The 26,731-nt window shown below is 62.4% G+C and carries 29 protein-coding genes; 12 read left to right on the forward strand and 17 right to left on the reverse strand.

Features of this window, described 5'->3' with window-relative positions; translation table 11 throughout:
- The first annotated feature begins 294 nt into the window (after window positions 1–294).
- On the forward strand, window positions 295–789 hold the full coding sequence (locus EEQ99_RS10670) for a DUF5330 domain-containing protein (protein ID WP_028757572.1): 495 nt from the start codon (window positions 295–297) through the stop codon (window positions 787–789).
- 436 nt (window positions 790–1,225) lie between these two features.
- Window positions 1,226–1,648: a SufE family protein gene (locus tag EEQ99_RS10675; RefSeq protein ID WP_028757571.1), complete on the forward strand. Its 423-nt coding sequence runs from the start codon at window positions 1,226–1,228 to the stop codon at window positions 1,646–1,648.
- A gap of 437 nt (window positions 1,649–2,085) precedes the next feature.
- Here the strand turns inward: EEQ99_RS10675 and EEQ99_RS10680 are convergent, their stop codons facing one another.
- From EEQ99_RS10680 to EEQ99_RS10720, 9 genes are all read right to left on the reverse strand, one after another.
- Window positions 2,086–2,517, reverse strand: a complete 432-nt coding sequence (locus tag EEQ99_RS10680) for a Ros/MucR family transcriptional regulator (protein ID WP_003557810.1) — start codon at window positions 2,515–2,517, stop codon at window positions 2,086–2,088.
- 440 nt (window positions 2,518–2,957) lie between these two features.
- Window positions 2,958–3,290, reverse strand: a complete 333-nt coding sequence (gene mnhG, locus EEQ99_RS10685) for a monovalent cation/H(+) antiporter subunit G (RefSeq protein WP_097542706.1) — start codon at window positions 3,288–3,290, stop codon at window positions 2,958–2,960.
- On the reverse strand, window positions 3,287–3,640 hold the full coding sequence (locus EEQ99_RS10690) for a cation:proton antiporter (protein ID WP_063476654.1): 354 nt from the start codon (window positions 3,638–3,640) through the stop codon (window positions 3,287–3,289). Before EEQ99_RS10690 ends, mnhG begins: the two co-directional genes overlap by 4 nt.
- On the reverse strand, window positions 3,637–4,113 hold the full coding sequence (locus EEQ99_RS10695) for a Na+/H+ antiporter subunit E (protein ID WP_127430391.1): 477 nt from the start codon (window positions 4,111–4,113) through the stop codon (window positions 3,637–3,639). Before EEQ99_RS10695 ends, EEQ99_RS10690 begins: the two co-directional genes overlap by 4 nt.
- Window positions 4,110–5,666 carry a Na+/H+ antiporter subunit D gene (locus tag EEQ99_RS10700; RefSeq protein WP_047614294.1) on the reverse strand — a complete coding sequence of 519 codons (1,557 nt, stop codon included), beginning with the start codon at window positions 5,664–5,666 and terminating at the stop codon, window positions 4,110–4,112. The genes EEQ99_RS10695 and EEQ99_RS10700 overlap by 4 nt, the downstream gene beginning before the upstream one ends.
- A 67-nt stretch (window positions 5,667–5,733) precedes the next feature.
- Window positions 5,734–6,114, reverse strand: coding sequence for a Na+/H+ antiporter subunit C (locus EEQ99_RS10705; RefSeq protein ID WP_373289070.1), 381 nt, complete (start codon window positions 6,112–6,114; stop codon window positions 5,734–5,736).
- Window positions 6,111–6,530, reverse strand: a complete 420-nt coding sequence (locus EEQ99_RS10710) for a Na(+)/H(+) antiporter subunit B (protein ID WP_028757652.1) — start codon at window positions 6,528–6,530, stop codon at window positions 6,111–6,113. Before EEQ99_RS10710 ends, EEQ99_RS10705 begins: the two co-directional genes overlap by 4 nt.
- A gap of 4 nt (window positions 6,531–6,534) precedes the next feature.
- Entirely contained in the window at window positions 6,535–8,892 is a 2,358-nt protein-coding gene (locus EEQ99_RS10715) for a putative monovalent cation/H+ antiporter subunit A (RefSeq protein ID WP_127430392.1), read from the reverse strand.
- 154 nt (window positions 8,893–9,046) lie between these two features.
- On the reverse strand, window positions 9,047–9,262 hold the full coding sequence (locus EEQ99_RS10720; RefSeq protein WP_029868214.1) for a hypothetical protein: 216 nt from the start codon (window positions 9,260–9,262) through the stop codon (window positions 9,047–9,049).
- Window positions 9,263–9,450: 188 nt separating this feature from the next.
- Between EEQ99_RS10720 and msrB the strand changes: the two genes are divergently transcribed.
- Together msrB and EEQ99_RS10730 are read left to right on the forward strand one after the other, a co-directional pair.
- Window positions 9,451–9,864, forward strand: a complete 414-nt coding sequence (msrB, locus tag EEQ99_RS10725) for a peptide-methionine (R)-S-oxide reductase MsrB (protein WP_025570650.1) — start codon at window positions 9,451–9,453, stop codon at window positions 9,862–9,864.
- 104 nt (window positions 9,865–9,968) lie between these two features.
- Window positions 9,969–10,496 carry a GNAT family N-acetyltransferase gene (locus EEQ99_RS10730; protein WP_097623223.1) on the forward strand — a complete coding sequence of 176 codons (528 nt, stop codon included), beginning with the start codon at window positions 9,969–9,971 and terminating at the stop codon, window positions 10,494–10,496.
- A 15-nt stretch (window positions 10,497–10,511) separates the two neighbouring features.
- Here the strand turns inward: EEQ99_RS10730 and EEQ99_RS10735 are convergent, their stop codons facing one another.
- The 4 genes from EEQ99_RS10735 to EEQ99_RS10750 form a co-directional block, all read right to left on the reverse strand.
- Window positions 10,512–11,213 carry a pentapeptide repeat-containing protein gene (locus EEQ99_RS10735; protein ID WP_025570647.1) on the reverse strand — a complete coding sequence of 234 codons (702 nt, stop codon included), beginning with the start codon at window positions 11,211–11,213 and terminating at the stop codon, window positions 10,512–10,514.
- 104 nt (window positions 11,214–11,317) lie between these two features.
- Window positions 11,318–11,845: a GNAT family N-acetyltransferase gene (locus tag EEQ99_RS10740; protein ID WP_127430393.1), complete on the reverse strand. Its 528-nt coding sequence runs from the start codon at window positions 11,843–11,845 to the stop codon at window positions 11,318–11,320.
- Window positions 11,846–11,914: 69 nt separating this feature from the next.
- Window positions 11,915–12,583 carry a PAQR family membrane homeostasis protein TrhA gene (gene trhA / locus EEQ99_RS10745; RefSeq protein ID WP_028756898.1) on the reverse strand — a complete coding sequence of 223 codons (669 nt, stop codon included), beginning with the start codon at window positions 12,581–12,583 and terminating at the stop codon, window positions 11,915–11,917.
- A 186-nt stretch (window positions 12,584–12,769) separates the two neighbouring features.
- Complete coding sequence (locus EEQ99_RS10750) at window positions 12,770–13,189, reverse strand: universal stress protein (RefSeq protein WP_127430394.1); 420 nt, start codon at window positions 13,187–13,189, stop codon at window positions 12,770–12,772.
- 290 nt (window positions 13,190–13,479) lie between these two features.
- On the opposite strand from EEQ99_RS10750, the gene EEQ99_RS10755 reads away from it, so the two are divergent.
- The 3 genes from EEQ99_RS10755 to EEQ99_RS10765 all read left to right on the forward strand — a co-directional run bounded on the left by EEQ99_RS10755 (window position 13,480) and on the right by EEQ99_RS10765 (window position 16,997).
- A complete protein-coding gene (locus tag EEQ99_RS10755) occupies window positions 13,480–14,340 on the forward strand; it encodes a VOC family protein (RefSeq protein ID WP_063476647.1) in 861 nt (286 codons plus the stop codon).
- Between the two features lie 176 nt (window positions 14,341–14,516).
- Window positions 14,517–15,686: an AI-2E family transporter gene (locus EEQ99_RS10760; protein WP_025570172.1), complete on the forward strand. Its 1,170-nt coding sequence runs from the start codon at window positions 14,517–14,519 to the stop codon at window positions 15,684–15,686.
- Between the two features lie 18 nt (window positions 15,687–15,704).
- Entirely contained in the window at window positions 15,705–16,997 is a 1,293-nt protein-coding gene (locus tag EEQ99_RS10765) for an NAD(P)/FAD-dependent oxidoreductase (protein WP_063476646.1), read from the forward strand.
- 58 nt (window positions 16,998–17,055) lie between these two features.
- On the opposite strand, the gene EEQ99_RS10770 is transcribed toward EEQ99_RS10765, so the two are convergent.
- Together EEQ99_RS10770 and EEQ99_RS10775 are read right to left on the reverse strand one after the other, a co-directional pair.
- Window positions 17,056–17,868, reverse strand: a complete 813-nt coding sequence (locus tag EEQ99_RS10770; RefSeq protein WP_127430395.1) for a polysaccharide deacetylase family protein — start codon at window positions 17,866–17,868, stop codon at window positions 17,056–17,058.
- Between the two features lie 102 nt (window positions 17,869–17,970).
- Window positions 17,971–18,360, reverse strand: a complete 390-nt coding sequence (locus tag EEQ99_RS10775; RefSeq protein WP_025570167.1) for a DUF930 domain-containing protein — start codon at window positions 18,358–18,360, stop codon at window positions 17,971–17,973.
- Between the two features lie 253 nt (window positions 18,361–18,613).
- Between EEQ99_RS10775 and EEQ99_RS10780 the strand changes: the two genes are divergently transcribed.
- Both EEQ99_RS10780 and EEQ99_RS10785 read left to right on the forward strand, forming a co-directional pair.
- Window positions 18,614–20,722 carry a S9 family peptidase gene (locus tag EEQ99_RS10780; RefSeq protein WP_127430396.1) on the forward strand — a complete coding sequence of 703 codons (2,109 nt, stop codon included), beginning with the start codon at window positions 18,614–18,616 and terminating at the stop codon, window positions 20,720–20,722.
- Window positions 20,723–20,760: 38 nt separating this feature from the next.
- Window positions 20,761–21,285 (forward strand): DUF1697 domain-containing protein, encoded by a 525-nt coding sequence (locus EEQ99_RS10785; protein ID WP_047614278.1) that lies wholly within the window; start codon window positions 20,761–20,763, stop codon window positions 21,283–21,285.
- Between the two features lie 14 nt (window positions 21,286–21,299).
- On the opposite strand, the gene EEQ99_RS10790 is transcribed toward EEQ99_RS10785, so the two are convergent.
- Complete coding sequence (locus EEQ99_RS10790; protein ID WP_127430397.1) at window positions 21,300–21,968, reverse strand: TetR/AcrR family transcriptional regulator; 669 nt, start codon at window positions 21,966–21,968, stop codon at window positions 21,300–21,302.
- Window positions 21,969–22,197: 229 nt separating this feature from the next.
- On the opposite strand from EEQ99_RS10790, the gene EEQ99_RS10795 reads away from it, so the two are divergent.
- Window positions 22,198–23,145: a homocysteine S-methyltransferase family protein gene (locus tag EEQ99_RS10795; protein WP_025570161.1), complete on the forward strand. Its 948-nt coding sequence runs from the start codon at window positions 22,198–22,200 to the stop codon at window positions 23,143–23,145.
- 21 nt (window positions 23,146–23,166) lie between these two features.
- Entirely contained in the window at window positions 23,167–23,409 is a 243-nt protein-coding gene (locus EEQ99_RS10800) for a hypothetical protein (RefSeq protein ID WP_028756890.1), read from the forward strand.
- 17 nt (window positions 23,410–23,426) lie between these two features.
- On the opposite strand, the gene EEQ99_RS10805 is transcribed toward EEQ99_RS10800, so the two are convergent.
- A complete protein-coding gene (locus EEQ99_RS10805; RefSeq protein ID WP_025570158.1) occupies window positions 23,427–24,878 on the reverse strand; it encodes an MFS transporter in 1,452 nt (483 codons plus the stop codon).
- A gap of 247 nt (window positions 24,879–25,125) precedes the next feature.
- Here EEQ99_RS10805 and EEQ99_RS10810 point away from each other — a divergent pair, with 247 nt between their 5' ends.
- Complete coding sequence (locus EEQ99_RS10810) at window positions 25,126–26,628, forward strand: protein adenylyltransferase SelO (RefSeq protein WP_097542713.1); 1,503 nt, start codon at window positions 25,126–25,128, stop codon at window positions 26,626–26,628.
- Window positions 26,629–26,731 lie beyond the last annotated feature (103 nt).

Below are 26,731 nucleotides of genomic sequence, written 5' to 3' on the forward strand. Positions count from 1 at the left end.
GTAAGCGACGGATTTTCCTCATATTTCAGCATTGCGTTAACTCCTGTGGCAAGGCGAGCCGGCAAAAGCCCTGCAATTGCAAGGAGGTCCTGCCCTGATGCTTAACGCCGATCGCTCGCATTCGACTAAAATGTCCCTCAAATGCCGTTCGCTAAAATTTGAACTAAATTTGCCGCAAATGCGCGTGAGTTTCGAAAAGCGGCATTCGCAACTTGGCGGTAGGGTGAAAACACACCGGACAACCGGCCTGATTCGGCGACAAGAACCGGACGGGAAACAGGATGGGCAACGACAATGTGGTTTCTGATCAAAGGATCCTTCTGGTTTGGCCTTGTGCTCGTGCTTCTCTCCGTCTTCAGCACGGAGAGTTCCGACAAGTTCGCCAGCGGCCCGCAATTGCAGCTTTCTGACGCCTTCACCGCGGCCAGCGGCGCCTATGACTATCTCACCGGCATGTGCTCGGAAAAACCCGAGGTCTGCGCCAAGGGCGGCGAAACCCTCACCGCACTCGGTTACCGGGCCCGCGAGGGCGCCCGCGTCGCCTATGAACTTCTCGACAGCCAGTTCAAGGACGAGGCGCCGGCGACCGCTAAGCTTGGCGAACCGCAGACGCCGGTCGCACTCAACATGCCTTCGCTGGCAGCACCCACCATCCAGGAAAAGGTGCGCGAGGCAAAGGCCGCGCTCAACCAGCCGATGCCTTACCGCCCGCCCGTCGAGGATGATGCCGCAGCCGAGACGGTGGTAACGGGCGCGATTCCGCTGCCGACGCCAAAGCCGGCGATCTGACGAAATTTCGCGGGCACCCGCCCGCAGTGCCTTTCGGTTTTACAGCTTGCATCGGTGGTCCGCATGACGCGGAGATGCCCCATGCCTGACGTGCCTGCCCTGTTTAATTCAGCATGTTGCTGCGTCGTGAGGATGCCCATCCCTCACGGCGTTTTTTCTATTGTTTGCGCAATTCCTGGCCAAACCGCTTCGCGCTTTGCCTGGGAAAACCGCTTCACACTTTTCCTGGAATTGCTCCGGTCTGCGCAATTCCCGGCAAAACCGCTTCGCGCTTTGCCTGGGAAAACCGCTTCACACTTTTCCTGGAATTGCTTTAGTGGTTCAAAACTGCCGGTCTTTCACCTATATGCACATCTAGAGCATTTCCTCACGCATTCCGGACGCAAAACCGCTGCGCACTTTTGCTGGAACTGCTTTAACAGTGAAAGGCTTCTCCATGGCATCCCTCGACCAGATCATCGACGACTTCGCTTTCCTGGACGATTGGGAAGACCGCTACCGCTATGTCATCGAACTCGGCAAGGCGCTGCCCGACCTGGCCGAGGAGAAGCGCACCTCCGAGAACAAGGTGATGGGCTGCGCCAGCCAGGTCTGGCTGGTGACGCATACGACAGGCGATCCCGACAACCCGGTCATGAGTTTCGAGGGTGATTCCGACGCCCATATCGTGCGCGGTCTCGTCGCCATCGTGCTGGCCACCTATTCCGGCAAGCCGGCATCCGAAATTGCCGGGCTCGATGCCTTCGAGATTTTCTCGAAGATCGGGCTGGTGGAGAACCTATCATCGCAGCGCTCGAACGGACTGCGCTCGATGGTGAACCGGATCCGCGAAGAGGCGAAAGTCCGCGTCGCGGCTTGAACGCGATCATGGCCGATCGGCTTTGAAGCAAACAGGCGGTGGATTCGCAAGCGCCCGCTCTGGTGAATCCAGTATATTCACACTTTCTCATAGTATAGGAATACATTCTAAGTCCGCCGGCAAAGCATAAGACGGGATCGCGCACGCTCTCTGGACATCCGCACGAATCATTTGCGCAGGCTCGAAATACTGGAAAGATTATTTTCCTCGCCTTGAAACGGCACACAAAAACATGAGACCGGCCCCTCACTCTAACCTACCGGGTTCGAGCCACAGGGTCTCGACCCATCCTTCGGCCCCCGTAAACGGGGCGAAGGTGATGCCGCGCCTGCGCGAACCGGACAGCAATGGCATGACGCCGTGTCGAGAGCGAAGTTCCACAAATTGAAAAGCCGGGCACTAGGCCCGGCTCTTGTCGTCGACGCTTTCGAAAAAGCTCAGCCGCGGCCGCGCTTGCGGCGCTGACCCAGGCCCATCTCCTTTGCCAGGCGCGAACGCGCTTCGGCATAAGCGGGCGCTACCATCGGGTAATCGGTCGGCAGGTCCCACTTCTCGCGGTATTCTTCCGGCGAGAGGCTGTGATGCGTCATCAGGTGACGCTTGAGGGACTTGAAGTTGCCGCCGCATTCCAAACACGTGATCTGCTCGTCCTGTACGGACTTGCGGACAGAAACTGCAGGCTTCTGCTTTTCGACGATCGCCGCAGCAGGCTGCGGAACGGACGTGTTGCTCAGTGCCGAATGCACGTCGGAAATCAGATTGGCCAAGTCGCTGACCGGTACAACATGGTTGCTGACATAAGCCGCGACGATGTCGGCCGTCAGTTCCACAAGCAGCTCCGGCGCATTGCCGGTCGCTATATCCGTCATATTCTTTCTCCTGTTAGCATGCTCAAACGGTCTTTGACTGACACGTCAAAGACCCGCCTCGTAGAAGCGAACAGCAAAAGTACAGGAAGCGACCTTCTGTTTCGAAAAACGCGAAATCCACCCCTAGATTCCGAAGACCGATACCTATTCTTATACTGCCTGACTGGAAACCACTACGTCATGCTCCACGCGACGGCCTCAGTTTAGACATTAAAAATCAAAACTGAGGGACTTGGAAGCAGTACGATTGCAATTCACAATCAGAACTCTACTTGCATTTTCAAATACCATCGTTTGGCCAAAAGGCCAATTATTATTTGTCGTTTTTCTTGAGAAAAAATGACAGATGAAGAATTGAAGGGCTTTCCGGCAAGCTTTACTCACAGCTTCCTGTGCATAAGTTTTGCATAAATCTGGTAAAGTCGCCAAACAGCACAGGCTCAGCGATCCGGCATATCGTCACGAACCGAGAGTGCAGCGAGATCATATCCCGAATGATGGGCAGCTCTGGCAAGCAGATGGGCAGACACCGGCGCTGTCAGCAGGAAGAAGACGAAGCCGGCAATGGCGCGGGCGAGAATCGCCAGATCTTGCGAATAGAGGCCGGCGGCAAGCAGCAGCAGGCCTGAGCCGACCGTACCGGCCTTCGAGGCCGAGTGCATGCGCATGTAGAGATCGGGCAATCTGACCAGGCCGATCGCCGCCGCCAGCGCAAAGAACGCCCCGGCAATCAGCAACGCAGCGGTGATCGCAGCCACGAGATAATCCATCATCGCGTCTTGCCCCCTGCCCGGCGCTTATTCCCGCCACCCTTTGCTGCAGCTGCGGAAGGCGGCGATTTGATGTTGCCGCGCGACAGCACGAATCGGGCGAAGGCGACCGTCGCCAGGAAGCCAACGAGACCGAGCGAGATGGCGATATCGATATAGAGCGAAAAGCCGGTTTTGACCGCGATGACGCTGATGAAACCGATGGCGATGCCGGTCAGCATGTCGAGCGCCAGGATACGATCCGGCAATGTCGGCCCGGCGACGACGCGCCAGACCGTCAGAATCAGCGCCAGGCCGAGGATGACGAGTGCGGCCGAGGATGCGACCGCGACGATGGCGGCAGGTGTGATCACCGGAAGGCCTCCATGATCTTGCGTTCAAAACCGTTGGCGATGTCACGCTTGCTCGCCTCCGGATCGGAACAATCGAGCGCGTGGACATAAAGCGTGCGGCGATCTGTGGAGACGTCGACCGAAAGCGTGCCGGGCGTCAGGGTGATGAGGTTTGCGAGCAAGGTGATCTCGAAATCGCTCGTCACCGTCAAAGGGAAGGCGAAGATGCCGGGCTTCAGCTTCATATCGGGCGAGAGCACGGTGACCGTGACCTTCCAGGCCGACAGCGACAATTCCTTCAGGAACAAAGCGGCGAGCGAGAGCAGCGGGCCGATGCGAGGGATATGCCCCCCCTTGCCGCCGAAAGAGTCGCGGATGACGACCAGCGCCAGGGCCCCAAGCAGGAAGCCGAAGACGAGATTGTGCAGCGAGGCGCTGCCGGTGACGGCGACCCAGGCAATGGCCAGCAGCAGGTTGAAGAGGAAGGCGATCACCGCGCGCCTCCCGGGAAGACCGAATGAAGATAGGCCCCTGGTTCGACAAGGCCGGCGGCCGCCGATTGCGACAGCGCCAGCAGCCGCTCCGGCAGGATGCCGAAGCCGATGACCAGCGCCGTCAGCGCGGCGAGCGGCAGGCCGGTGCGCCAGTTCGCTCTCGACGGAGCGAGCACCATCGCCGCCGGGCGCCAATAGACGAGCAGGAAGAGGCGGCCGAAGGCGATCGTCGTCAAAAAACCGCCGACGAGAATCGCCGCCGCCAGCCACCAGGCGCCGCTATCGAGCGAGGCCTTGACGAGCATGACTTTCGGCCAGAAGCCGGAAAAGGGCGGCAAGCCGCAGGCAGCCAGGAAGAGCACCAGGGAGAGCGCGGTGAAGCCGCCGCTTTGCCGGTAGAGCCCGCCGAGGGCTGACAGTGAAAAGCCGCCGCCGCGCCGGGCGATCTCGCCGGCGGCAAGATAAAGTGCGGTCATCAGCACCATGGAATGGAGCGCATAGAAGACCGCGCCGCTGATGCCGCCAAGGCCGCTGACGCCGCCGAGAGCGACGCCGGCGAGCATGTTGCCGATGCCCGATATGACGACATAGCCGAACAGCCTGCGGATATCGTTTTCGGCAAGAGCGCCGAGAGCGCCGACGACAATGGTAGCGGCAGCGGTGAGCGCGATCAGCGGACTCAGTTCCGCGCGTTCCACCGGCAGCAGCATGACGATCACCCGTATCAGCGCGTAGATGCCGACCTTGGTGAGCAGGCCGGCAAACAGCGCGGAGACCACGATGCGCGGCGTATGATAGGCGGCGGGCAGCCAGAAATTCACCGGGAAGGCGGCCGCCTTCATACCGAAGGCGAGCAGGAAGAGGCTCGCCAGCGTCATCAGCGGTGCGGTGCCGCGCAAATCCCTCGCTCTTGCGGCGATATCGGCCATGTTGAGCGTGCCGAAGGCAGCATAGAGAATGCCGACGCCGATCAGGAACAGCGTCGTGGCGATGAGATTGAGCACCGCATATTTCAGCGCGCCGTCGATCTGTTCACGTTCGGAGCCGAGGATGATCAGCCCGAAGGAAGAGATCAGCAGCACCTCGAACCAGACATAGAGATTGAAGATATCGCCTGTGAGAAAGGCGCCGGTGACGCCGGCCATCAGCAGCATGAGCAGCGGGAAGAAACCGTACCGCCGGCCGCTCTGACCGATATCGGCCAGCGCATAGATGCCGCCGGCGAGCGCCGCAAGAGCTGCTGTGAAGGTCATCAGCGCACCGAAGAGATCGACGGTGAAGGCGATGCCGAAGGGCGGCAGCCAGCGCCCCATGACCATGGTCAGCGGCCCTTCGGCTGCGACCTTGGCGAGCAGCGCCGCATCGATCAGCGCCAGGCCCGCAAGCCCTGATATGGCAAGCCAGGCCTGCACACGTGGATAGCCACGGAGCATCAGCAGAACCGCACCGAGCGTGATGCAATGGGCGACCGGCAGGATGGCGAGCCAATGGGCGAGCGGCACCGGGGCGGCGATCAGGGCATCGGAGAGATCGACGGTGGTTGGGGCGGCCATCAGGTGACGCCTCCACTACCGCGAGAAAGGGTTTGCCATGGGGCAAGCATCCGCACCAGCATCCGCCTCAATACCCCAATGGCGGCAGCGGCCGGTCGTCGGGCTCGGCGGCGCGCATGTCGTTGGTGTCGTCGGTGCCGAGGTCCTGATAGGCGCGATAGGTCAGCACCAGCAGGAAGGCGAGGAAGGAGAAGGAGATGACGATCGCCGTCAGGATGAGGGCCTGCGGCAGCGGGTTGGCCGCACCTACGGGCAAGGTTTCGAGACCCGCCGGAATGATCGGCGGCACCCCGCGCGTCAGCCGGCCACCGGTGAAGAGCAGCAGGTTGACGGCATTGCCGAGGATGGCGATGCCGAGCACGATGCGGATCGAGAATTTCGACAGCAAGAGATAGATGGCGGCGGCGAAGAACAGGCCGACGAGGATCGAAAGAAGCGGCTCCATCATCCCACCTCCTTTTCTTCCAATGCCAGCGCGATCGAGGTGATGGCGCCGAGCACGACGAGATAGACGCCGACATCGAAGAGCATGACGCTCGACAGCGGCACTTCGAGACCGAAGAGGTTCGGATAGATCCAGAGGCCGGTCATGAAGGGAACGGCAAAGAGGATGGAGAGAAGGCCGGCCAGGGTCGACAGCAGCAGGCCGAAGCCGGCAATCGACAGCGGATGGAAGAACAGCGCCCGGCGAACGGCGGCAACGCCGCTGGCAATGCCGTAGATCGCCAGTCCCGAGGCGGCGATCAGCCCGCCGATGAAGCCGCCGCCCGGCTCGTTGTGGCCGCGCAGCAGCACGAAGACGGAAAACAGCAGCATCAGCGCGGTGAGGAACGGGGCGACGGTGCGGAAGATCAGGGTGTTCATCGGATCAGCCCTCCAGCCCGGGATCATTGGCGGCAAGCTTGCGCTCGGCGCCGGCGCGCATGCGGATCAGCGCCAGGATGGCGAGGCCGGTGACGGTGACGACGGCGATTTCGCCGAGTGTGTCGGTGCCGCGGAAATCGACGATGATGACGTTGACGACATTGGCGCCGTGGGCAATCGATTTCGAATAGGTGTTGAAAAAGACCGTCAGCGCGTCGTTGAACGGCGCCTCGGTCGCCCGCATCAGCAGAAGCGCGAAGCCGAGGCCGCAGACCAGTGCAAGCGCTCCGTCGAAGAGCCTGCGGCCGAGCGGGCGCCGGTCGGCGGGCGAGAGGCGAAGCCTGGTCATGACGAGGGCGAGGATGACCACCGACAGCGTTTCGACCATGAACTGGGTGAAGGCGAGATCCGGCGCACCGAACAGCAGGAAGATGATGGCGACGGCGAAACCCTGGATGCCGAGCGAGACGATCGCCGTCAGCCGGTCGCGGGCGACGAGCACGGCGGCAAGGCCGAAGGCGGCGATCAGGAAGACCGCCCATTCATGCAGCCTGACATCGGCCGGCCAGGCGGGAAGACGCGGCAGTTCGCCATAGACGACAAGCGGGACGATGAGGATGGCGGCAACGCAGAGGAAAGTGCAGGTGACATAGATCTCGAGCCGCCCCGGATGGAGCACACGCATGGCGCGGGCGGCGAAGCGGACAAGGCCGGATATGGCGAGGTCGAAACCGTGATCCGGCCCGCGCCCGGCCGCACGCAGGAGGACGGCCATCGCAGAGCGGGCGGGCGCGAGCTGCCAGTAGACGCCGATGCCGACGAGCACGGTCAGAGCGGAGAGTGCCAAAGGCAGGCCGAGATGCGGCGTCAGCGAAATGTCGATTTCCACAGGGGTCTGGCGGATGGCGGCTGATATCGGCGAGGACAGAACGGCATGGGTGAAAGTCGAAAAGACCGCCGCGAGCAGGCCGAGGATGGCGAGAACGGCCGGGCCGAGCCAGAGCAGGACGGGCGCTTCGTGCGGATGTTTCGGCGTCTCCACCGGCTGGCCGAGGAAGGGCTTCAGCGCCACGGCGAAGGCGATCGCGAACATCAGCGCATTGCCGAAGACGGTTATGGCGGTGAAGGTCAGCGCGCGGATGTCGCCGCCGATAAGGGCGGTATAGATCTCCTCCTTGGCGAGGAAGCCGAAGAAGGGCGGCAGGCCGGCCATGGAGAAAGCCGCCGCGAGCGCAATGATCCAAGTCAGCGGCATCGCCCGCATCAGGCCGCGGAGCCTGGTGATATCGCGTGTGCCGGTCTCGTGATCGATGATGCCGGCGACCATGAAGAGCGCGCCCTTGAATAGCGAATGCGCCACCAGATAGAGGGCCGCCGCCTCCACCGCATGTTCCGAGCCGAAGCCGATCAGCATGACCAGCAGGCCGAGCGATGAGACGGTGGTATAGGCAAGCTTGAGCTTCAGGTCTGTCTGGCGGATGGCGAGCGTGGTGCCGACCACCAGCGTCAGCCCGCCGAAGAAGGGCAGAAGGATTTCCCAGGCAGCCGTCGCCCCCATGACGGGATTGAGCCGCATCAAGAGATAGACGCCGGCTTTCACCATGGTGGCCGAATGCAGGTAGGCCGAAACCGGCGTCGGCGCCTCCATGGCGTTCGGCAGCCAGAAATGAAAGGGAAACTGCGCCGACTTGGTGAAGGCACCGCCCAGGACCAGGATGAGGGCGGCGAGATAGAGCGGACTTTCGCGCACGACATCGCCGAAGCCTGTGAGCTCAGACATCTGCGTGACGCCTGTGATGTTCCAGAGCAGCAGCAGGCCGGCCAACAGGCAGAGCCCTCCCCCGCCGGTCACAACAAGCGCCTGCAGGGCGGCGCGGCGAGCCGCTTCCCGCTCGTGATCGAAACCGATCAGCAGGAAGGAGGTGATCGATGTCAGTTCCCAGAAGATGAAGAGCATCAGGAAACTGTCGGAAACGACGAGGCCGAGCATCGCGCCCATGAAGAGAAAGATGAAGGAGAAGAAGCGGCCCTGATCCTTGTGTCCCTTGAGATAGCCGCCGGCGTAAAGCACGATCAGGGTGCCGATGCCGGTGATCAGCAGCGCGAAAGCCAGCGACAGGCCGTCGAGGAACCAGGAGAAGGAGAGATGATAGCTCGGTACCCAGGCATACCCGCCGGTGACGACCTGGCCGCGCGCGATCTGCGGGACGAAACGCAGGAAATGCAGGAAGGCGAGCAAGGGCGCGATCGCCAGAAGCCAGGCCCCGTTGGCACCGAGCATGCGGATGACGAAGGGGGCGGCAAGAGCGCCGGCGAGCGGGAGACACAGGGCCAGAAATGTCAGAGCCGTGACATCGGCCATGTCTCCTCCCCAACCGCAAAAGAAACGAAATGCCAGCGAAAACCGGCCTGTCTTCATGACTTAGGCGAAACGGGAGGGCGCCTCAAGCGATTTCGGCCGCAGGCAAAGCTGCAGGTGTGTTCGAAGCGGTTCAGACCGCAGACCGGGCCGTCGATCAGGCCGTCGGCCGGGAAAGACGCGTCAGCAGCCGGGCGACGCAGCCGTGCAGGACGAAGACCAGAAGCGTCAGCGGCCAGAGCAGGCAGGCTAAGAGGCCGGCGAGACGATGGAGCGTCAAGCCGTCATGGTTGGCCCAGCCTTCCAAAAGCGTGACCGCCATGGCGGCCACGGCGACGAGGCCGTAGAGCAGGACGATTGCTGCTTCAAACACCAGTGATTCCCCAATGCACGTAACATTAACCCTAACAGAAAACCCCTAACGGATGTAAGAGCAAGCGTCCTCCCCCAAAAGCGGTACACGGCGAATTGGGCAGGATGGTGCCCAAGACTTGATGAATCGGTGACGGCGCACCACATTTTGCGCGAAACGGAACCGCCCCTCGGCGAAAGGAGCATGGCATGTCCGAAACTGCAACCACCGCCAAGATCCACAAGACCGATGCCGAATGGAAAGAGCAGCTCACGCCTGAGCAATACCGCATCACGCGCCAGCACGGCACCGAACGCGCCTTCACCGGCCCCTATTGGGATTCCTTCGAGACAGGGCTTTACCGCTGCGTCGGCTGCAATGCCCCGCTTTTCCGCTCCGACACCAAATTCGATGCCGGCTGCGGCTGGCCAAGCTATTTCGAGGCAGTCTCGCCCGATGCGGTGACCGAACATCGCGACACGACCTTTGGCATGGTGCGCACCGAAATCCGCTGCGGCGCCTGCGAGGCCCATCTCGGCCACGTCTTTCCCGACGGCCCGCCGCCGACCGGCCTGCGCTACTGCATCAACGGCCATTCCATGGTGTTCGAACCCGGAAAGTAAGTGCTGAGCCGCGCCATCGGCAAGCGGCTCGTCCGGATGCAATGAGCCGCTGATCTTCTGTGTCGTTCACGCTATCGACGGACCGGTAGTCCCAGGAGAAGCCAATGGCGGGAGATATCCTGAAGACCGATCGGCTGGTGCTGCGGGAGATCACGCCTGCCGACCTGCCGTTTCTCCACCGCATTTTCAGCGATGCCGAATCCATGCGTTATTACCCCGGCATCAAGAGTTTCGACGAAACCGCGCTCTGGTTTCAGAGGCTCGCCTTCGACAGTTATGCCAGTCACGGTTTCGGCCTCTGGGCGGTGACGGACCGGCAGAGCGGCGCGTTGCTCGGAGATTGCGGCATAACGATGCAGGAAACGTCTGCGGGGCTGGAACCTGAGATCGGCTATCATCTGTGGCGCGACCATTGGGGCAAGGGCTATGCGGTCGAGGCAGCCACCGCATGCCGGGACCACGCGCTTGATACCTTTAGTCTTGCGCGCATCGTCTCCATCGTCAGGCCCGACAACATTCCCTCGCGGCGCGTTGCGGAGCGGGTGCACCGGCGGCGGGAAACATTCGCCAAAACAGGCAGCCCCGATGGCGGCATGATGGAATTCTACCTCTACATCACGGACGCGGCGTAGAGCGGTACGGACCCATCACTCGTGGTCGGCGGGACAGGGCCAGCTTGTCGGGGCGGAGAGGCCGGCCGGCAGCTTGGTCGAGGCATCGCCGCAGGCAAGGTCGATCTGCGCCTGTTCGAGCCCGGTTGCGGCCGAGAGGTCGAGACCTTCGATGCGGGTCAAGAACATGAAGGCGCGTTCGAACATCGCCGGGCCTTCGAGGGCCGCGCCGGAGAGATCGGCGCGGGAGAGATTGGCGAAAGAGAATTTCGTCCCCGTCAGCACCGCCTTGTCGAAATCGGCGCGGCCGAGTTCGGCCTTTTCGAAGCTTGCGCCGGCAAGCCGGGCGCTGGCGAAATTGGCCCGCTGCAACTCGGCGCCGGCAAAGGAAGCGCCTTCGGCGATGATATTGGCGAAGCTGGCGCGATAGGCCTCGATCTTGGCGAAGTTGGCGCCTTCGGCATGTGCGCCCTCGAGCGAGGCGCGCACCAAGGTCGCCTTCTCGAGATTGGCGGATTTGACGTTGGCGCCGGCGAGATCGGTCAGCGAGAAATCGGTGCCGAAGAGATTGGCGCCTTCGAGATCACTGCCCTGCAGCATCAGGTTCTTCTTGGTGCATTCCTGCCAGTCGAGCTTTGGCGATGCCAGGCTGCCGCAATCGGCGGCGCGTGCTGCAACCGGCGGAAATGCCAGTAGAATGAGGGCAAGGAGACCGAGCGACGATCTGTGCATTGCCATTGAACTGTTCACCTCCGTGACATTCTGAAGCCGCCTGCGGCGAAGCAGGCTTCTTCCACTTTCTTACACAGCTCAGACTACAATAAAAAGATGGCAAGCGCCCTTCACAATGGGTTGCCGAACGACTCCAGAGGCAGGCGAAGCTCCATGCAGGTGAGGTCCAGCCAGCGGCCGAACTTGGTGCCGACCTCGGAAAATCTGCCGGCGATGCGGAAACCGAGCTTTTCGTGCAGCCTGATCGAGGCGGTGTTCTCAGCCTCGATGCCGGCGATCATCACATGGATATTGGCGGCCGCGGCACGTGCGATCAGTTCCCGCATCAGGCGCTCGCCGATGCCGGCACCGCGGCAATCCTTGTCGACATAGACGGAATGCTCCACCGTGTGGCGGTAACCGTCGAAGGCCCGCCAGTCACCATAGGAGGCGTAACCCGCGACCTTGCCCGCCATCTCGGCGACGATGACAGGAAAGCCCCGCGCCTTGCGCGCCTTGAACCATTCCAGCCGATTTTCAAGATCGACCAGCGTGTCGTTCCAGATCGCCGTCGTGTGCTCGACGGCGTGATTGTAGATATCGCGGATGGCGGAAAGATCGGCTTCGGTGGCGTCGCGGAGGAGGACAGCGTCTGTCATGATGCTCAGGTTCACATTGTCTGCGAAGGCGGCATACGCCCGACCCAGACAGATGTAAACGGCCGTCGTTCAGACACCCGGCGCCGGCAGGCTGAAACAGGTGAAGACGGCCGAATAATGCACCGCCGCGGCGGTGACGACGAAACCGTGCCAGATGGCGTTCTGGAAGCGCAGCTTCTCCCAGACATGGAAGATGACGCCGAGCGAATAGATGACGCCGCCGATGACGATCAGCAGCATCGAGGCCGAGGGAATGCGCGCGGCGACAGGCCCGGCCACCAGCACGCCGCTCCAGCCCATGGCGAGATAAAGCAGGATGGCGAGGCGATCGTAGCGCCCGGGAAAGACGCATTTCAGGATAATGCCGATAGCGGCGAACAGCCAGATCGCGACCAGCATGAACAGGAGCAGTGGATCGTCGGCGCCGCGTTCGAGGAAGGGCGTGTAGGTGGCGGCGATCAGCAGGAAGATCGCCGAATGGTCGAAGCGGCGCAGGTACCATTTCGTACGCGAGACCGGCCAGGCGTTGTAGGAAAAGGAAATGGCCAGCGTCAGCACCAGCCCGACGCCATAGATCCAGGCGGCGGCGAGCGCGCCGTAGGAGCTCCAGACCGTGGCGTAGAAAATCAGGACGGTGGCGCCGATCAGCGCCAGCACGAGACCGACGCCGTGGACGATACCGTCGGCGATCAGTTCATATCTGTCGTAAGCCCAGCGAATGCCGTTGAACTCGGCCATGCACGCCAATCCGTTTCATACCCCGGTTGCAATCGTCGCATCGAACGGGTGGAGGCGCAACTGCGGCAAAGCGCACCGGCGGTAAATCTTCGTGACAGCCAGGCAGGCAGTCTGCGCTGCCTTTGATGGTACGCGGACAAGGACTGCGGCCGACGCACGACACGCCGAACAGGCAGTGGCCCAGGATCAAATCTTCTGCCGGTCGACCAGCACCGAGCATTTGGCATGGCGCACGACCCGATCGGCAGTGGCGCCGATGAAGTAGTTGGAAAAGTCCGGAACGTGCGAGGCGACGATGATGAGATCGGCGCCGTGGCTTTCGGCGGTCGAGATGATGGCTTTGGCAGGTGGACCGTTGCGGATCTCGACGGTTGCCGTGACGCCGCTGGTCGCGAGCAGCGCTTGCAGCTTGTCGCGGCTGTCCTGCATGGCGTCCTCGACCATATTGGCCGGCAGTTCGATCGCGACATAGCTCGGCACATCTTCGATGACGTTGAGCGCGATGATCTCGCCGCCGTCATCGAGCAAGGACGCGGCCTTGCGGAGGATCTTTTCTCCCTTTTCGATACCGCCGAGCGCGATCGCTACGATGATCTTCCTGTACATGGCTTCCCTCCATGACTGAGATATATAAGCTTCCTCTAAAGAAGATATGAGCGCATTGATCGCAATCAAGTGGGCGCAAGCCATCGTCAACATCTGTTCAACGCTTCATCGTCAAAAACGGGTCTTCTGTGAACAATCGGAATGCGCCATATAGGGGTCAAGTACGGCAGCCAGGGAGATAAAGACGAATGAACCGGCGAAACTTCCTTGAGCTTGCCACGGGCGGCGTGTTTGCCGCCACAGCCGGTACGCCTTCCCTTTCACGGGCCAATTCTCCAGGAGAGCCATCCATGACGAGCGAAACTTCCTATGCGCTGACGCGGCCTGCCTATATCGATCAGTCGCATCTCGTCGTGACCGACCTCGGCCTGGTGTCCGGCTTCTATCAATCGATGCTCGGCCTGAAGGTGATCGAGAAGACGGCGAGCGGCGAAGTGCTGGGTGTCGGCGATCTGCCGTTGCTGACGCTGACCACGGCAAAAGATGCTGCGATCGCGCCCCGCAATGCCGCCGGCCTTTTCCACACCGCCTTCCTGGTGCCGAACCGGGTCGAACTCGCACGCTGGCTGCGCCATGCGGCACACAATAATGTCGTGCTCGACGGCGCCTCGGATCATCTCGTCAGCGAGGCGATCTATCTGTCCGATCCCGAAGGCAATGGCATCGAGATCTATGCCGACCGGCCGCACGAACAATGGAAGTTCCACCAGGATGGCATGGTGGAGATGGCGACGCTGCGCCTCGACCTCCAGGCGCTCTACAACAGTGCGCCTGATGAGCGCTGGGATGGCATGGCTGCGGGGACGGCGATCGGCCACCTGCATCTGCAGGTCGGCGACATCCCGCAGGCCGACGCCTTCTACCACGACGTTCTCGGCCTCAAGCTGATGGCGCGTTATCCCGGCGCGAGCTTCTTTGCGACCGGCGGCTACCATCACCATCTCGCCGCCAATATCTGGAACAGCCGCGGTGCCACTGCGCGCGCCGGCAACATGACCGGGCTTTCGGACTACAAGGTCCGCTTCAATGACAAGGCGACGCTGGATGCGGCAGTCTCCAAGCTCGATGCACTGGAGATCAAGAGCGAGAAGCGCGACGGCGGCGTATTCCTCAAGGATCCCTGGGGCATCGGCCTGACGCTTTCGGCATAATTTCCAGGTCGCGTCGGGTCAGCCATAACGGTTGAAGAGGCTTGCGCCATGGAGCAATGCCGTCGACTCAAAGACATGCGGCATGCAGCGTATCGGATGGTCAGTCCCGTCACGGAACCGGAACCCTGTCAGCGCGTTTCCGTGAGGAAGCAATGGGGCTTCGGGGACCTCACCGCATGGGCATCGCCAATGGCATCCGCAAACAAGCAAAGAAGATCGCAATCGGCGAACGCCACACCAGCGCCTGGGCACAGTCGCTGAAGGAAGCCGCGGAAGAACTGCCGCCGCCGCCGCCGCTGCACCGTCTGGAAAAGGACGGGCTCGATGTCACCATGGCCTGGGCGATCATCGGCATCTTCGGCATTCTCTTCCTTGCCGCCGTCTACCTGATGTCGCTCATCCTCATTCCGATCACGCTCGCCGTCGTCGTCGGCATGATCCTCGGCATGGCGGCGGAAAAGCTCAGCAAGATGGGCGTGCCGCGGCTTGCCAACGCCTTCATGCTGTCGAGCGGCGTGGCGCTGGTGATCTTCCTGCTTATCAACTCGCTCGCCGACCCGCTGATGACGTTTGCCAATGAAGGCCCGGCCTTCGCCGAGCGAACCATCAACCGCGTCATGCCTTATCTCGAGCGCATCAGATGGCTGCATATTACGCCAGCGACATTCGAAAGCGGGTCGATGTCGATCGGTGCACTGCTCGAAAACACTGGCAACGTGCTGCATGTGGTGACGAGCAGCCTGACGCCGGCGCTGGTGCAGGGGATGATATTCTTTGCGGCGCTGCTGTTCTTCCTCGCTGGTCGGGTCAACCTACGCAAAACGATCATCATGACCTTCCGCACCCGCACGCAACGGCTGGCAGCCATCCGCGTCATCAACGCTGTCGAGCAGGTGCTCGGCTTCTATTTCGCGACGGCCTCGCTGATCTATGTCGGGCTCGGCGTCGTCATGACCGTTATCGCCTATGCCGGCGGGCTGTCTGCCCCGGTGCTCTGGGGCTTCTTCGCCTTCCTCTCGAGCTTCATCCCTTACCTTGGCATCACGCTGATGACGCTTGCCGTCGCGGTCGCCGGCATCCTCACCCATGATGGCTTTCTCATCGGCCTGATGCCGGCCGCGGCCTTCTTCACGGTGCATCTCCTCATGGAGAACCTGATCTTTCCCGCAGTGATGGGGCGGCGGTTGGAAATCAATCCCTTCGTCGTTTTTCTCGCCATCCTGTTCTGGACATGGATGTGGGGTGCCGTCGGCGCCATGCTGGCGCTGCCGCTGTCGCTGATCGTCATGACTGTTATCGACGAACTGCTGATCGAGGAAAAACCGCAGCCGCAATTGCCGAAATGATCAACCGGGGGGACGTTCGTGGCAGCTGATCTCGATCTTGCCGAATCCGATCACGACCAGATGGTCAGCGGCCGTTCTCTCTGGGGGAAAAGCGGCATACGACCGGAATGGCGGCCGATCGCGCAGAGCTTTTCCACCGACGTCGCGGTGATCGGCGGCGGCATCACCGGCGCATTGGTTGCCGAACATCTGACGGCGCGCGGTTTTTCCGTTGTTGTCATCGACCGGGAGCAGCCCGGTTTCGGCAGCACCGCGGCGAGCACGGCGATGCTGCAATGGGAAATCGACAGCACGCTCACCGAGCTCGAGGATTATTATGGCTTCGAGCGCGCGGCCGGCATCTACCGCCGCAGCGGTGCCGCGGTGGCCGGCCTTTCCAAGCTGATCGCCACCAATGGGATTGCCTGCGGCTTCCGGCCGCGCAACACGCTCTATCTCGCCGCCAATCAGGAAGGCGCACGCAATCTCCTGGAGGAGCGCCAGCTTCGCCGCCGGGCCGGCCTGCCCGGCGTCTATCTCGAACATCCCGATCTCTTCACCCAATTCGAACTCGACCGGGATGGCGCGATCTATTCGCCGGGCTCGGCGGAATGCGATCCGTTGCTTCTCACCTGGGCGCTGCTGGAGATGGCGATACGGCGCGGCGCGCGGCTGGTCAACGCTTCCGTGACGGCACTTCACAGCGAAGGCGATCACGTCACGATGGAGACGGATGGAGGCCATCTGATCGAGACGCGGCATGTCGTGCTGGCGACCGGCTATTCGATGCCGGGCCTCGACATGCCGAAGCTGCATCGGTCGAGTTCGAGCTGGGCGCTCGCCACCGTGCCGCAGGACCCGGCACATTTCTGGCGCGACAGGGCGCTGATCTGGGAGGACAGCCACCCCTATCTCTACATGCGGACGACCGCGGACAATCGCATCGTCGCCGGCGGCGAGGATGACGAGACGATCGACGCGCAGACGCGCGACCGCAAGCTGCCGGCCAAGATCACGGCGATCCGGGAGAAGATGAAGCGGCTGTGGCCGAAGGCGGATACGCGGGTGGAACACGCCTGGAGCGGCACCTTCGGTGAGACGGTCGACGGCCTGCCGCTGATCGGCCCGGTGCCGGAGACGCCGCATGTGTTCGCCGCCTATGGCTACGGCGGCAACGGCATCACCTTTTCCTATCTCGCCGCGCAGATGATCGGCGCCATGCTGGCCGGCATGCAGCGCGACTGGTTCGAGGATTTCGCGCTCGACAGGGACGGACCGGGTTTGCGCCGTTTTGGAGAGGATGTGGTGCGGGTGGGCAAGGAGCTGAGGTAAGGTCTCATATTGACTGTCGTGGCGTGGGCGCCCCCCTGGCATACCTTCAGCCGCAAAATCACTCCGTCGTCTTGTCGTCGCCGGTGTCCTCGACGTCCTCGAGGCGGACGAACTCGGTCCCCTTGGCCTTCAGATCGACCAACGCCTTGGCCACCCCCTCGCCGGCCGCATGGGTCGGCTGGTTGACGTGGGAGATGACGACATCGCCATCCCTGGCCGAAGCGATGCGCTTTTCGGTGATCGCGGCTCCCAGCAGCGAGCCGCCGTCGCCGTTCACCGAATAACCGGCAATGCGATAACCCATGGCGCGGATCTCGCCGATGGCGGAAAGATCGTATTTGGCGGTCGAGCCGCGGAACCAGTGCGGCGCCGGAATGCCGGCCGCGACCATGGCGGCAGCGCCGCCTTCAACTTCCTGCCGCACCGCCTGCGGTGATCCGGCGGAAGCGATGCCATAGATCAGCGTCGGCGTGTCGACGGCCGGAATATGGTTCTCGCCATGGTTTTCGAGTTCGAAGAGATCGGGATTCTGCAGGAACACGGCGACGGCAGCGGGATTGCGCTTCAGCCAGCGGGCGGTGACGAAGATCGTCGCCGGGATGCGTTCCCGCACCAGCGTCGACAGGATGCGCTCGTCCGCCTGGCCCATGCAGGCATCAAAGGTCAGCGCAATGCGGGCGTGGCCGGCAAGATTGGAGCGGGCGATATGCAGATGCGGCTCGACGAGCTTTGGCGCCGGCGCCTTCGGGGCCGGGCTGATTACGGCCGAGGCCGGTCCAACGGCGGCAGGCAGCGTTGGCGGCACTTCATCCGCCAATGCCGCGGACATGTTGGCCAGTAGGAACGCCGAAGCGAGCAGGATGCGGTTCATATTGTGGATTTCTACGATTCGATCCGGCAGTTCTAACGGTTGGGTTTGCCCGGCGCCATGTGGCCGGATGTCACCGCACCCGTTTGGGCGGACGGAGCCGCATCAATCGTAAAGATAATACTTGTCCCACTTCTCGCGCGGCACCTTCTCGCCGATCTCGTAGTTGAGCTCGCGCACGTTGATATGCTGCGGACCGGTGATGCAATTGTAGGAGAGATGATACCAGTCGCCCTTGCTGCGGAAGACCGCGCCCGGCGCCTGCAGCGAATTGTCGCCGGGGATCGGGTCCTTGAACGTATAGGCGATGACCTTGTCGGGCTTGAAGCCGGTGCTGTCCTTGTTGATGCGGCTCATCGCCTCGGTGTCGCAGCTCTGTTCCAGCCGGGTCGAGGGATCGAGTTTTTCCAGCTGCTTCTTGATGGCGGGATCGACGGCGAAGGCGGGGGCAGCAAGGCTTGCGAGGGATACAAACAGGAGCAGACGTTTCGGCATTGTGGAGAAAATCCCTTACTGTTGTCCATTCTTCACCCTGCCACCGACGGCTTGCCGGAGGCTTGGCACGTGCAAATTTCGCGCAACGAGAGCGGACTTTCTTAAATATTGTGGTGACATCAAGGCAAGGCGGGCAGAGCGCCCTCCTTGCCTGTGGAAGGGCACCTCGACCCTTGGCGCATCCTTGCCGCTTGATCCGGGGCCGGTGCGCCTCTATCTCTTGCCAACCCGACATTCCCACCGGAGCCATTCCTTGTCCGTTTTCAAAAGTCTGCCGACACCGCCTGCCGCACCGAAGAAGCCGATCTCCGATATGCGCCACGGCATTACCCGCACGGACGATTATGCCTGGCTGCGCGCCGACAACTGGCAGGCGATGTTCAAGGATCCGTCGATCCTCGACCCTGATATCCGCCGGCATCTGGAAGCCGAAAACGCCTATATGAACGCAGCGATGGAAGACACCAAGCCGCTGCAGAAGGTGTTGTTTTCCGAAATGCGCGGCCGCATCAAGGAGGACGACAGCTCGGTGCCGATGAAGGACGGCGCCTATGCCTACGGCACCTTTTATGTCACCGGCGGCGAACAGCCGCGCTATTTCCGCATCGCCCGCGACGGCAATGTCGCCGACGAGACGATCCGCACCGTGCTGCTCGACGGCGACAAGGAGGCCGCCGGCAAGGCCTATTTCCGCCTCGCCGGTCTCGACCATACGAGCGACCACAGCCGCGGCATCTGGGGCTATGACGACAAGGGCTCGGAATTCTTCACGCTGCAGGTCCGCGATCTCTCAACCGGCGAGGACCTTGCCGACCGGATCGAGAATACCGGCGGCGGCGGCGTCTGGGCGCCCGACGGCAAGAGCTTCTTCTATTCGGCGCTGGACGAGAACCACCGGCCGTCGAAGGTATTCCACCACATTCTCGGCCAGCCGCAGTCGGAAGACCGGCTGGTCTATGAAGAGCCGGATGCCGGCTTCTTCATGGGCGTCGGCGGCTCGCTGCTCGACGATTTCATCTATGTCGATATTCACGACCACGAGACCAGCGAATACCGGCTGCTGTCGACCAAGGACCTGACCGCCGAGCCGAAGCTTGTGGCGGCGCGCGAGGAAGGCATCGAATATTCGCTGACCGAGGGCGGCGACGTCTTCTACATCCTGACCAATGACGGCGGCGCCAAGGATTTCAAGATCATGGAAGCGCCGGTTGATAAGCCGGGCAAGGAAAACTGGCGCGAAGTGGTGCCGCACAAGCCCGGCACGCTTGTTATCAGCCACATGGCCTATGCCCGCCATCTCCTCTGGCTGGAGCGCAAGGACGGGCTGCCGCAGATCATGATCCGCGACCGGGCGACCGGCGAGGAGCATGCGATCGCCTTTGCCGAGGAAGCCTATTCGCTGGGGCTGCAGGGTGCAGCCGAATACGACACGGATATCATCCGCTTCTCCTATTCCTCGATGACGACACCGTCGCAGCTCTACGACTACAACATGGTGACGCGCGAACGCACGCTGTTGAAGACGCAGGAGGTGCCGTCCGGCCACAATCCCGACGACTACATCACCCGCCGCGTCTTCGCCCCGGCCTGGGATGGCGAGAAGGTGCCGGTCACCCTGCTCTATCGCCGGGATACCCCCCTCGACGGCACGGCACCCTGCCTTCTCTACGGCTACGGCGCCTACGGCATCACCATTCCGGCCGGCTTCAACACCAATTGCTTGTCGCTCGCCGACCGCGGCTTCGTCTATGCCATCGCCCATATCCGCGGCGGCAAGGACAAGGGGTTTGCCTGGTACGAAGACGGCAAGATGGACAAGAAGACGAATACCTTCAAGGACTTCGTCGCCGCGGCCGATTATCTGAATCAACAGAAGTTCACCTCTTACGCGAAGATCATCGCCGAGGGCGGATCGGCCGGCGGCATGCTGATGGGCGCGGTTGCCAATATGGCGCCGGAGAAGTTCGCCGGCATCATTGCCGCCGTTCCCTTCGTCGACGTGCTCAACACCATGCTGGACGATACGCTGCCGCTCACCCCGCCCGAGTGGCCGGAATGGGGCAACCCGATCGACAGCAAGGAAGAATACGAGCAGATCGCCTCCTACTCGCCCTATGACAATGTCGGTGCGAAAGCCTACCCGCCGGTTCTGGCGCTCGGCGGCCTGACGGACCCGCGCGTCACCTATTGGGAGCCGGCCAAATGGGTGGCGAAGCTGCGCGATAAGACGACCGGCGACGCGCCGATCCTGCTCAAGACGAATATGGACGCCGGCCATGGCGGCGCTTCGGGCCGCTTCCAGCGGCTGGAAGAGATCGCCTTCGAGTATGCGTTTGCGATCAAGGTTGCGGGGAAGATGTAAGGGTTGGGTGGGGCGTCACAGAGGCCAGGGAGAGAGAAATGCCCGTCTATGTCGCCCTACTCCGCGCCGTCAATGTCGGCGGCACCAGCTCTCTGCCGATGGCCGAGCTGAAGGCAGTCTGCGAAGGCCTCGGCTTTACCGAGGTGAAGACCTACATCCAGAGCGGCAACGTGCTTTTCCGCTCGGACGAGGCGGAAAAGACGGTGGAGGAGCGGCTCGACGAAGCGCTCGGCAAAAAGATGGGCAAGCGGCCAGGGGTGATGGTGCGCAGCCGCAAAGAACTCGACAAGATCGCTGCCGACGCCCCCTTTCCCGAGGCCAAGCCGAACTTCCTGCTCGTCCACTTCCTGCCCGAAAAGGCGCCCGGTGATGCGCTGGAAAAGATGGTGGCGCCCGATGGCGAGGAGGCCAAGCTCGCCGGCCGGGAAATCTATGTGCATTATCCCAATGGATCCGGCCGCTCGAAGCTGAAACTGTCGGCGCTGAAGCCCGCAACCTCGCGCAATCTCAACACCGTGCGCAAGCTCGCCGAATTGGCAGCGGCGCTGGAAGGTAAGGACTGAGGGGCCTCAAAAAGTCAGTGCGGTTCTGCGCTTCCAAGAAAAGTTGAATCGCCCGACGCCCTCGGCATTTCCACCACCGGCAGAAAGAGCATCTTCACGAAGGTGCGCAGCATCAGCACCTGTTCGGCCAGCGTGTTCGGCTCCTTCAGCGTCTTCGACAGGACGATCCCGCCTTCCAGGACGGAGGACACCATGTCGGCGAGCTGGTCGACATTGACGGGTTCGCGCGGCGGATAGATGGCCATGATCTCCCGCAGCATGCGGCCGAAACGGCGCCGCCATGCAAGCACCGCATTCCGGTTGGTCTCCTGTATCTCGCGGTCGAACAACCGCTCGTAGTAGCAGACGGTCGCCACGAGGCAGCCGGGATGGCCGTTCGGCAGGTCGGAGAGCAGTTCGGACAGCAGTTTGAGACCGAGCAGGAAGGATTGCAGCGGATCGTCGACCAGATCGCGCGCGCGGCTGAAGATCTCATCGTAGATGCGCTCGTCATTTTCGATGTAGCGGTTGAGCAGCGCCTTGGCGAGCTCGTTCTTGTCCCGGAAATGATAGAAGAAGCCGCTCTTGGTGATGCCGGTCTCGGCGATCAGCTCCTCGATGGAGGTGCCGCCGAAACCCTTCTGCAAGACCGCCGCTTCGGCCACATCGAGGAGGCGGGTCCGCGTTTCCTCGCCCTTTCGCATGTCCCCTCCTGCCCTGGCTCCTGTACCGGCGGTACGGTTTTCAGCGCCGCATATTCAGATCTGCCATCGCCCCGGCAGCATCGAGTGAAGCAAGCAATTGATATCCATCGGCAAAAACCAAAACCGCCTGGAGTATACCTCAAGTCGCCTAGTTTGACAGCCGAATAAGCGTCAGAACATCATTGATCGACAGCAGCCGTTTCTGGCGCTGTGAGGGAGAGACTTCACAATGGTAAAGTACAGAAACGGTTTGCCGCAACTCAAAGGCGGCACCTTCATTACCGATGGCGGCATGGAAACGACGTTGATCTTTCACGAAGGGATCGAACTTCCGCATTTTGCCGCCTTCATATTGCTGGCTTCCGAAGAGGGGCGGCAGCGCATGCGGAATTACTATCGCCGCTACCTCGATATCGCACGGCGCCACGGCACAGGCTTCGTGCTCGACACTGCCACATGGCGGGCCAATCCGGACTGGGGGCAGAAGCTCGGCTATACCAGCGAAGCCTTGAAGGCGGTCAACGAGGAGGCCGTCGACCTGCTCGTCGGCTTGCGCAGCGCCTATGAGCGGCCGGAGCAGCAGATCGTCATCAGCGGCGCGATCGGCCCGCGCGGTGACGGTTATAAGGCGGGCATCATGGATGCGGCCGAGGCGGAGGACTACCACGCCTTCCAGATCGCGGCTTTCGCCGGCACGGAGGCCGATATGGTCAGCGCTTTTACGCTGACCAATATCGACGAGGCGATCGGCGTGGCGCGGGCGGCACAGGCGCTCGGCATGCCTTCGGCCATCTCCTTCACGCTGGAGACGGATGGCCGGCTGGTGACGGGCCGCAGCATTCAGGACGCCATCGAGACGACGGATGCGGCCACCGGCGGGGCGCCGGCCTATTACATGATCAACTGCGCGCATCCGACGCATTTCGAAGCCGCGCTCGATCCCGAAAGCGCCTGGGTGAAGCGCATTTCCGGCATCCGCGCCAATGCCTCGACCATGAGCCACGAGCAGCTGGACAATAGCGAGACGCTGGATGCCGGCGATCCCGCAGATCTCGGCCGCCGCTACCGCAAACTGCTCGGCCGCATGCCCGCGGTGCGCGTGCTCGGCGGCTGCTGCGGCACCGACCACCGCCATGTTGCAGCGATCTGCGAGGCATGCCTGCCGCAGGCGGCGTGACGACCTGAGAGGGAGGAGAGAATGACGATTGGATGGACGATGATGGGAGTGGTGACACGGGAGCACGGCTGGCACGATCTGTGGCTTGCGATCACGGGACGGCACAGGCGCCCCGAGCCTGAGGCGGCCGTGGAGGTGGCGCTGCGCGATAGCGATCTCGCCTTCGGCGGCTTCGACGGCCAGGTGACCTATGGGCTTGAGGCGGACTGGCGCGAGGGCCGGTCCTCGCGACGCAGGCGGCTGCGGGCGCCGGTCGGCTTCTGACGAAGGGAAAGCCGGCGTCAGCCTTTGGCGGCGCCTTTCGACGGTTTGGCCTTGTAGCCGCTGATCTCCTCGCCGGCGGTCGGGGAGAAGCGCAGGTTCCAGAAGGTCGCGGTGATCGAGATGATCGTGACGACGACGAATGCGGCCGAAAAATCGCCGAGAGCAGGCGTTTCGGCGCCTGACAGGGCCATGGAGCCGTGCAGCGCCAAGGCGCCGATGCAGATGCCGAGCGACAGCATCAGCTGCTGGAAGGTGGTGTAGAAGCTGGTGGCCGAGCTCATCCGCTCCTTGTCGATCTCGTCATAGGCAATGGTGTTATAGGCGGTGAACTGGAACGACAGGAAGAAGGCGCTGAGCACCAGGACGACGAAGATCAGCGGCATCGGCCAGTCCGGCCGGAAGGCGGCGCAGAGGCCATAGCCAATCGTGCCGAAGATGCCGTTGAGGACGAGGCTGCGGCGGAAGCCCAGCCGGCTGAAGACGAACTTCGCCATCGGCTTCATGGCGAGCGCGCCGATCGCGGTGGCGATGACGATCTGGCCGGCCGCGGCGGCAGACAGGCCGAAGCCGATCTGGAAAAGCAGCGGCAGCAGGAAGGGCTGCGCCCCTTGCGTGATGCGCGTCAACGAACCGGCGATGACTGACGTGCCGAAACTCGGGACCTTCATCAGCGAGAAATCCATGATCGGCGACGGGTGCTTGCGGGCATGCTTGAGATAGGCGATGCCGAAGATGAGGCCAAGGGCGATCAGGAAGATCGAGAAGGCGCCCTCGCCTTCATGGCTCGACATTTCGAAGCCGAAGAGCAGCGAGCCGAGCGAGATTCCGGAGAGGATGAAGCCGATTGTATCGAAGGGACCGCTGGCCTTGCCCTTCACCTCGTCAATGTAGATCGAGACGAAGATCATGCCGATGATGCCGACCGGCACGTTGATATAGAAGATCCAGCGCCAGTCGAGATAGGTGACGATGAAGCCGCCGAGCGGCGGACCGATGATCGGGCCGATCAGCGCCGGCACGAGCAGCCATGACATGGCGCTGACCATATCCTTGCGGTCGACGCTGCGCATCAGCACCAGGCGCCCGACCGGCATCATCATCGCGCCACCCATGCCCTGCAGCAGCCGCGCCAGCACCAGGAAGGACAGCGTCGGCGCGAGCGCACAAAGGATGGAGCCGGCGACGAAGACGGCGATGGCGGCGCGGAAGACGGTGCGCGAGCCGAAACTGTCGGCCATCCGGCCGCTTGCCGGAATGAAGATCGCAAGGCTCAGGAGATAGGAGGTGAGTGCGATCGACATGGCCGGCGCGCTGACGGCGAAATCGCGCGCCATTGTGGGCAGCGCCGTCGCCAGTACGGTCGCATCGATATTTTCCATCAGCATCGCACTCGCGACAATCATCGCGATCACCCGGAAATTGGGCGCGGCGCGCCGAACCATCGGCGCCTGGTAAATCTGATCCGACATCGTCCGGAATCACTCACGGTGGCGCGGCGGAGCACACGAAGCAGCTGGGCCGCGGAGATGACTGGCGCAAGGCCAAGGGGAGACGATTTGCTATACGCCGGCGATCATGGCGGCGCTATGTCCTTTATGGCAAAGCTGCTTTGACGAGAGGTAAAGGCAGATCACGATTCCTTGCACTCGTCCGCTCTTCGTGAAGGTCTTCATCTCCCGGCTTGCGCGGCATGCCTCCCAGCCCTACCTATGAGTGATGACCTCCGCCCTGCAGACAAACCGGCCCAGTGCGGCCTTTCCGTTCGACAACAGCTATGTCGGCTTGCCTCAGCACTTCTTTGCGCCGCAGGCGCCGACGCCGGTGGCGGAGCCCTGGCTGATCAAGCTGAACGAGCCGCTCGCCGCCGAGCTCGGGCTTGACGTCGAGGCCCTGCGCCGCGACGGTGCGGCGATCTTTTCCGGCAATCTCCTGCCCGAAGGGGCCGAACCGCTGGCCATGGCCTATGCCGGGCATCAGTTCGGCGGCTTCTCGCCGCAGCTCGGCGACGGGCGGGCGATCCTTCTCGGCGAGGTGATCGACCGCAACGGCAAGCGCTATGACATCCAGCTGAAGGGTGCGGGCCCGACGCCTTTTTCAAGACGCGGCGACGGCCGGGCGGCAATCGGGCCGGTGCTCAGGGAATATATCATCAGCGAGGCGATGTTTGCGCTCGGCATTCCCGCCACGCGGGCGCTGGCGGCGGTGACGACAGGCGAGCCGGTCTATCGCGAAGAGGTGCTGCCGGGCGCGGTCTTCACCCGCGTCGCAGCCAGCCATATCCGTGTCGGCACCTTCCAGTATTTCGCGGCCAGGGGCGACACCGACGGCGTGCGGGCGCTGGCCGACTATGTGATCGACCGGCATTATCCGGCGCTGAAAGAGGCCGAGAACCCCTATCTCGCGCTTTTCGATGCGGTCTCGGAGCGCCAGGCGGCGTTGATCGCCCGCTGGCTGCATGTCGGATTTATCCATGGCGTGATGAACACCGACAATATGACCGTCTCCGGCGAGACCATCGATTTCGGCCCCTGCGCCTTCATGGATACCTATGATCCGGCGACCGTCTTCTCGTCGATCGACCAGCACGGGCGTTATGCCTATGCCAACCAGCCCGGCATCGGCCAATGGAACCTTGCAAGGCTCGGCGAGACACTGCTGTCGCTGATCGACGCCAATCCCGACAGCGCCGTCGACAAGGCGAATGTGGTGATCAAGAATTATGGCGAACGGTTCCAGGCGCATTGGCTGGCCGGCATGCGAGAGAAGATCGGCCTTGCCGGGCAAGAGGACGGCGATCTCGAACTGGTGCAGGCACTGCTGTCGCTGATGCAGACGCAGGCCGCCGATTTCACCCTGACCTTCCGGCGGCTGTCGGATCTTGCCGGCGATGACGCGGCAGAGCCGGGTTTTGCGGCGAGTTTCCGCGAACCGGAGGCCTGCGGCGCCTGGCTTGCGCAGTGGCGCGAGCGGCTGTCGCGCGATCCGCAGTCGGCCACCGAGCGCGCCATTGCCATGCGTAGCGTCAATCCGGCCTTCATTCCACGCAATCACCGGGTCGAGCAGGCGATCGAGGCCGCGGTCGAGAACGGCGATTTCTCGCTGTTCGAGGCGCTGCTGACCGTGCTTTCAAAACCCTATGAGGATCAGCCGGGCTTTGCCGCCTATCGGGCACCGCCGAAGCCGGACGAACGGGTGCTTGCGACCTTCTGCGGGACGTAACAGGCGTCGTCATCTCCTCACAATCAGCATCAAGCCCAGTTCAGGGTATCCAAAACGTGACGACAGCCTGCGGCAATTGTGGCCGTTGAAAGGCATCTCCTTC

It is taken from the genome of Rhizobium anhuiense (genome assembly GCF_003985145.1).
Lineage (GTDB): Bacteria > Pseudomonadota > Alphaproteobacteria > Rhizobiales > Rhizobiaceae > Rhizobium > Rhizobium anhuiense.

Excerpts from the sequence above, each read along its gene's own strand:
- EEQ99_RS10670 (WP_028757572.1), top strand. The coding sequence starts at position 295 with ATGTGGTTTCTGATCAAAGGATCCTTCTGGTTTGGCCTTGTGCTCGTG.
- EEQ99_RS10675 (WP_028757571.1), top strand. The coding sequence starts at position 1,226 with ATGGCATCCCTCGACCAGATCATCGACGACTTCGCTTTCCTGGACGAT.
- EEQ99_RS10680 (WP_003557810.1), bottom strand. The coding sequence starts at position 2,517 with ATGACGGATATAGCGACCGGCAATGCGCCGGAGCTGCTTGTGGAACTG.
- mnhG (WP_097542706.1), bottom strand. The coding sequence starts at position 3,290 with ATGATGGATTATCTCGTGGCTGCGATCACCGCTGCGTTGCTGATTGCC.
- EEQ99_RS10700 (WP_047614294.1), bottom strand. The coding sequence starts at position 5,666 with ATGGCCGCCCCAACCACCGTCGATCTCTCCGATGCCCTGATCGCCGCC.
- EEQ99_RS10705 (WP_373289070.1), bottom strand. The coding sequence starts at position 6,114 with ATGATGGAGCCGCTTCTTTCGATCCTCGTCGGCCTGTTCTTCGCCGCC.
- EEQ99_RS10710 (WP_028757652.1), bottom strand. The coding sequence starts at position 6,530 with ATGAACACCCTGATCTTCCGCACCGTCGCCCCGTTCCTCACCGCGCTG.
- EEQ99_RS10715 (WP_127430392.1), bottom strand. The coding sequence starts at position 8,892 with ATGGCCGATGTCACGGCTCTGACATTTCTGGCCCTGTGTCTCCCGCTC.
- msrB (WP_025570650.1), top strand. The coding sequence starts at position 9,451 with ATGTCCGAAACTGCAACCACCGCCAAGATCCACAAGACCGATGCCGAA.
- EEQ99_RS10730 (WP_097623223.1), top strand. The coding sequence starts at position 9,969 with ATGGCGGGAGATATCCTGAAGACCGATCGGCTGGTGCTGCGGGAGATC.
- EEQ99_RS10735 (WP_025570647.1), bottom strand. The coding sequence starts at position 11,213 with ATGGCAATGCACAGATCGTCGCTCGGTCTCCTTGCCCTCATTCTACTG.
- EEQ99_RS10740 (WP_127430393.1), bottom strand. The coding sequence starts at position 11,845 with ATGACAGACGCTGTCCTCCTCCGCGACGCCACCGAAGCCGATCTTTCC.
- trhA (WP_028756898.1), bottom strand. The coding sequence starts at position 12,583 with ATGGCCGAGTTCAACGGCATTCGCTGGGCTTACGACAGATATGAACTG.
- EEQ99_RS10750 (WP_127430394.1), bottom strand. The coding sequence starts at position 13,189 with ATGTACAGGAAGATCATCGTAGCGATCGCGCTCGGCGGTATCGAAAAG.
- EEQ99_RS10755 (WP_063476647.1), top strand. The coding sequence starts at position 13,480 with ATGACGAGCGAAACTTCCTATGCGCTGACGCGGCCTGCCTATATCGAT.
- EEQ99_RS10760 (WP_025570172.1), top strand. The coding sequence starts at position 14,517 with ATGGGCATCGCCAATGGCATCCGCAAACAAGCAAAGAAGATCGCAATC.
- EEQ99_RS10770 (WP_127430395.1), bottom strand. The coding sequence starts at position 17,868 with ATGAACCGCATCCTGCTCGCTTCGGCGTTCCTACTGGCCAACATGTCC.
- EEQ99_RS10775 (WP_025570167.1), bottom strand. The coding sequence starts at position 18,360 with ATGCCGAAACGTCTGCTCCTGTTTGTATCCCTCGCAAGCCTTGCTGCC.
- EEQ99_RS10785 (WP_047614278.1), top strand. The coding sequence starts at position 20,761 with ATGCCCGTCTATGTCGCCCTACTCCGCGCCGTCAATGTCGGCGGCACC.
- EEQ99_RS10790 (WP_127430397.1), bottom strand. The coding sequence starts at position 21,968 with ATGCGAAAGGGCGAGGAAACGCGGACCCGCCTCCTCGATGTGGCCGAA.
- EEQ99_RS10795 (WP_025570161.1), top strand. The coding sequence starts at position 22,198 with ATGGTAAAGTACAGAAACGGTTTGCCGCAACTCAAAGGCGGCACCTTC.
- EEQ99_RS10800 (WP_028756890.1), top strand. The coding sequence starts at position 23,167 with ATGACGATTGGATGGACGATGATGGGAGTGGTGACACGGGAGCACGGC.
- EEQ99_RS10805 (WP_025570158.1), bottom strand. The coding sequence starts at position 24,878 with ATGTCGGATCAGATTTACCAGGCGCCGATGGTTCGGCGCGCCGCGCCC.
- EEQ99_RS10810 (WP_097542713.1), top strand. The coding sequence starts at position 25,126 with ATGACCTCCGCCCTGCAGACAAACCGGCCCAGTGCGGCCTTTCCGTTC.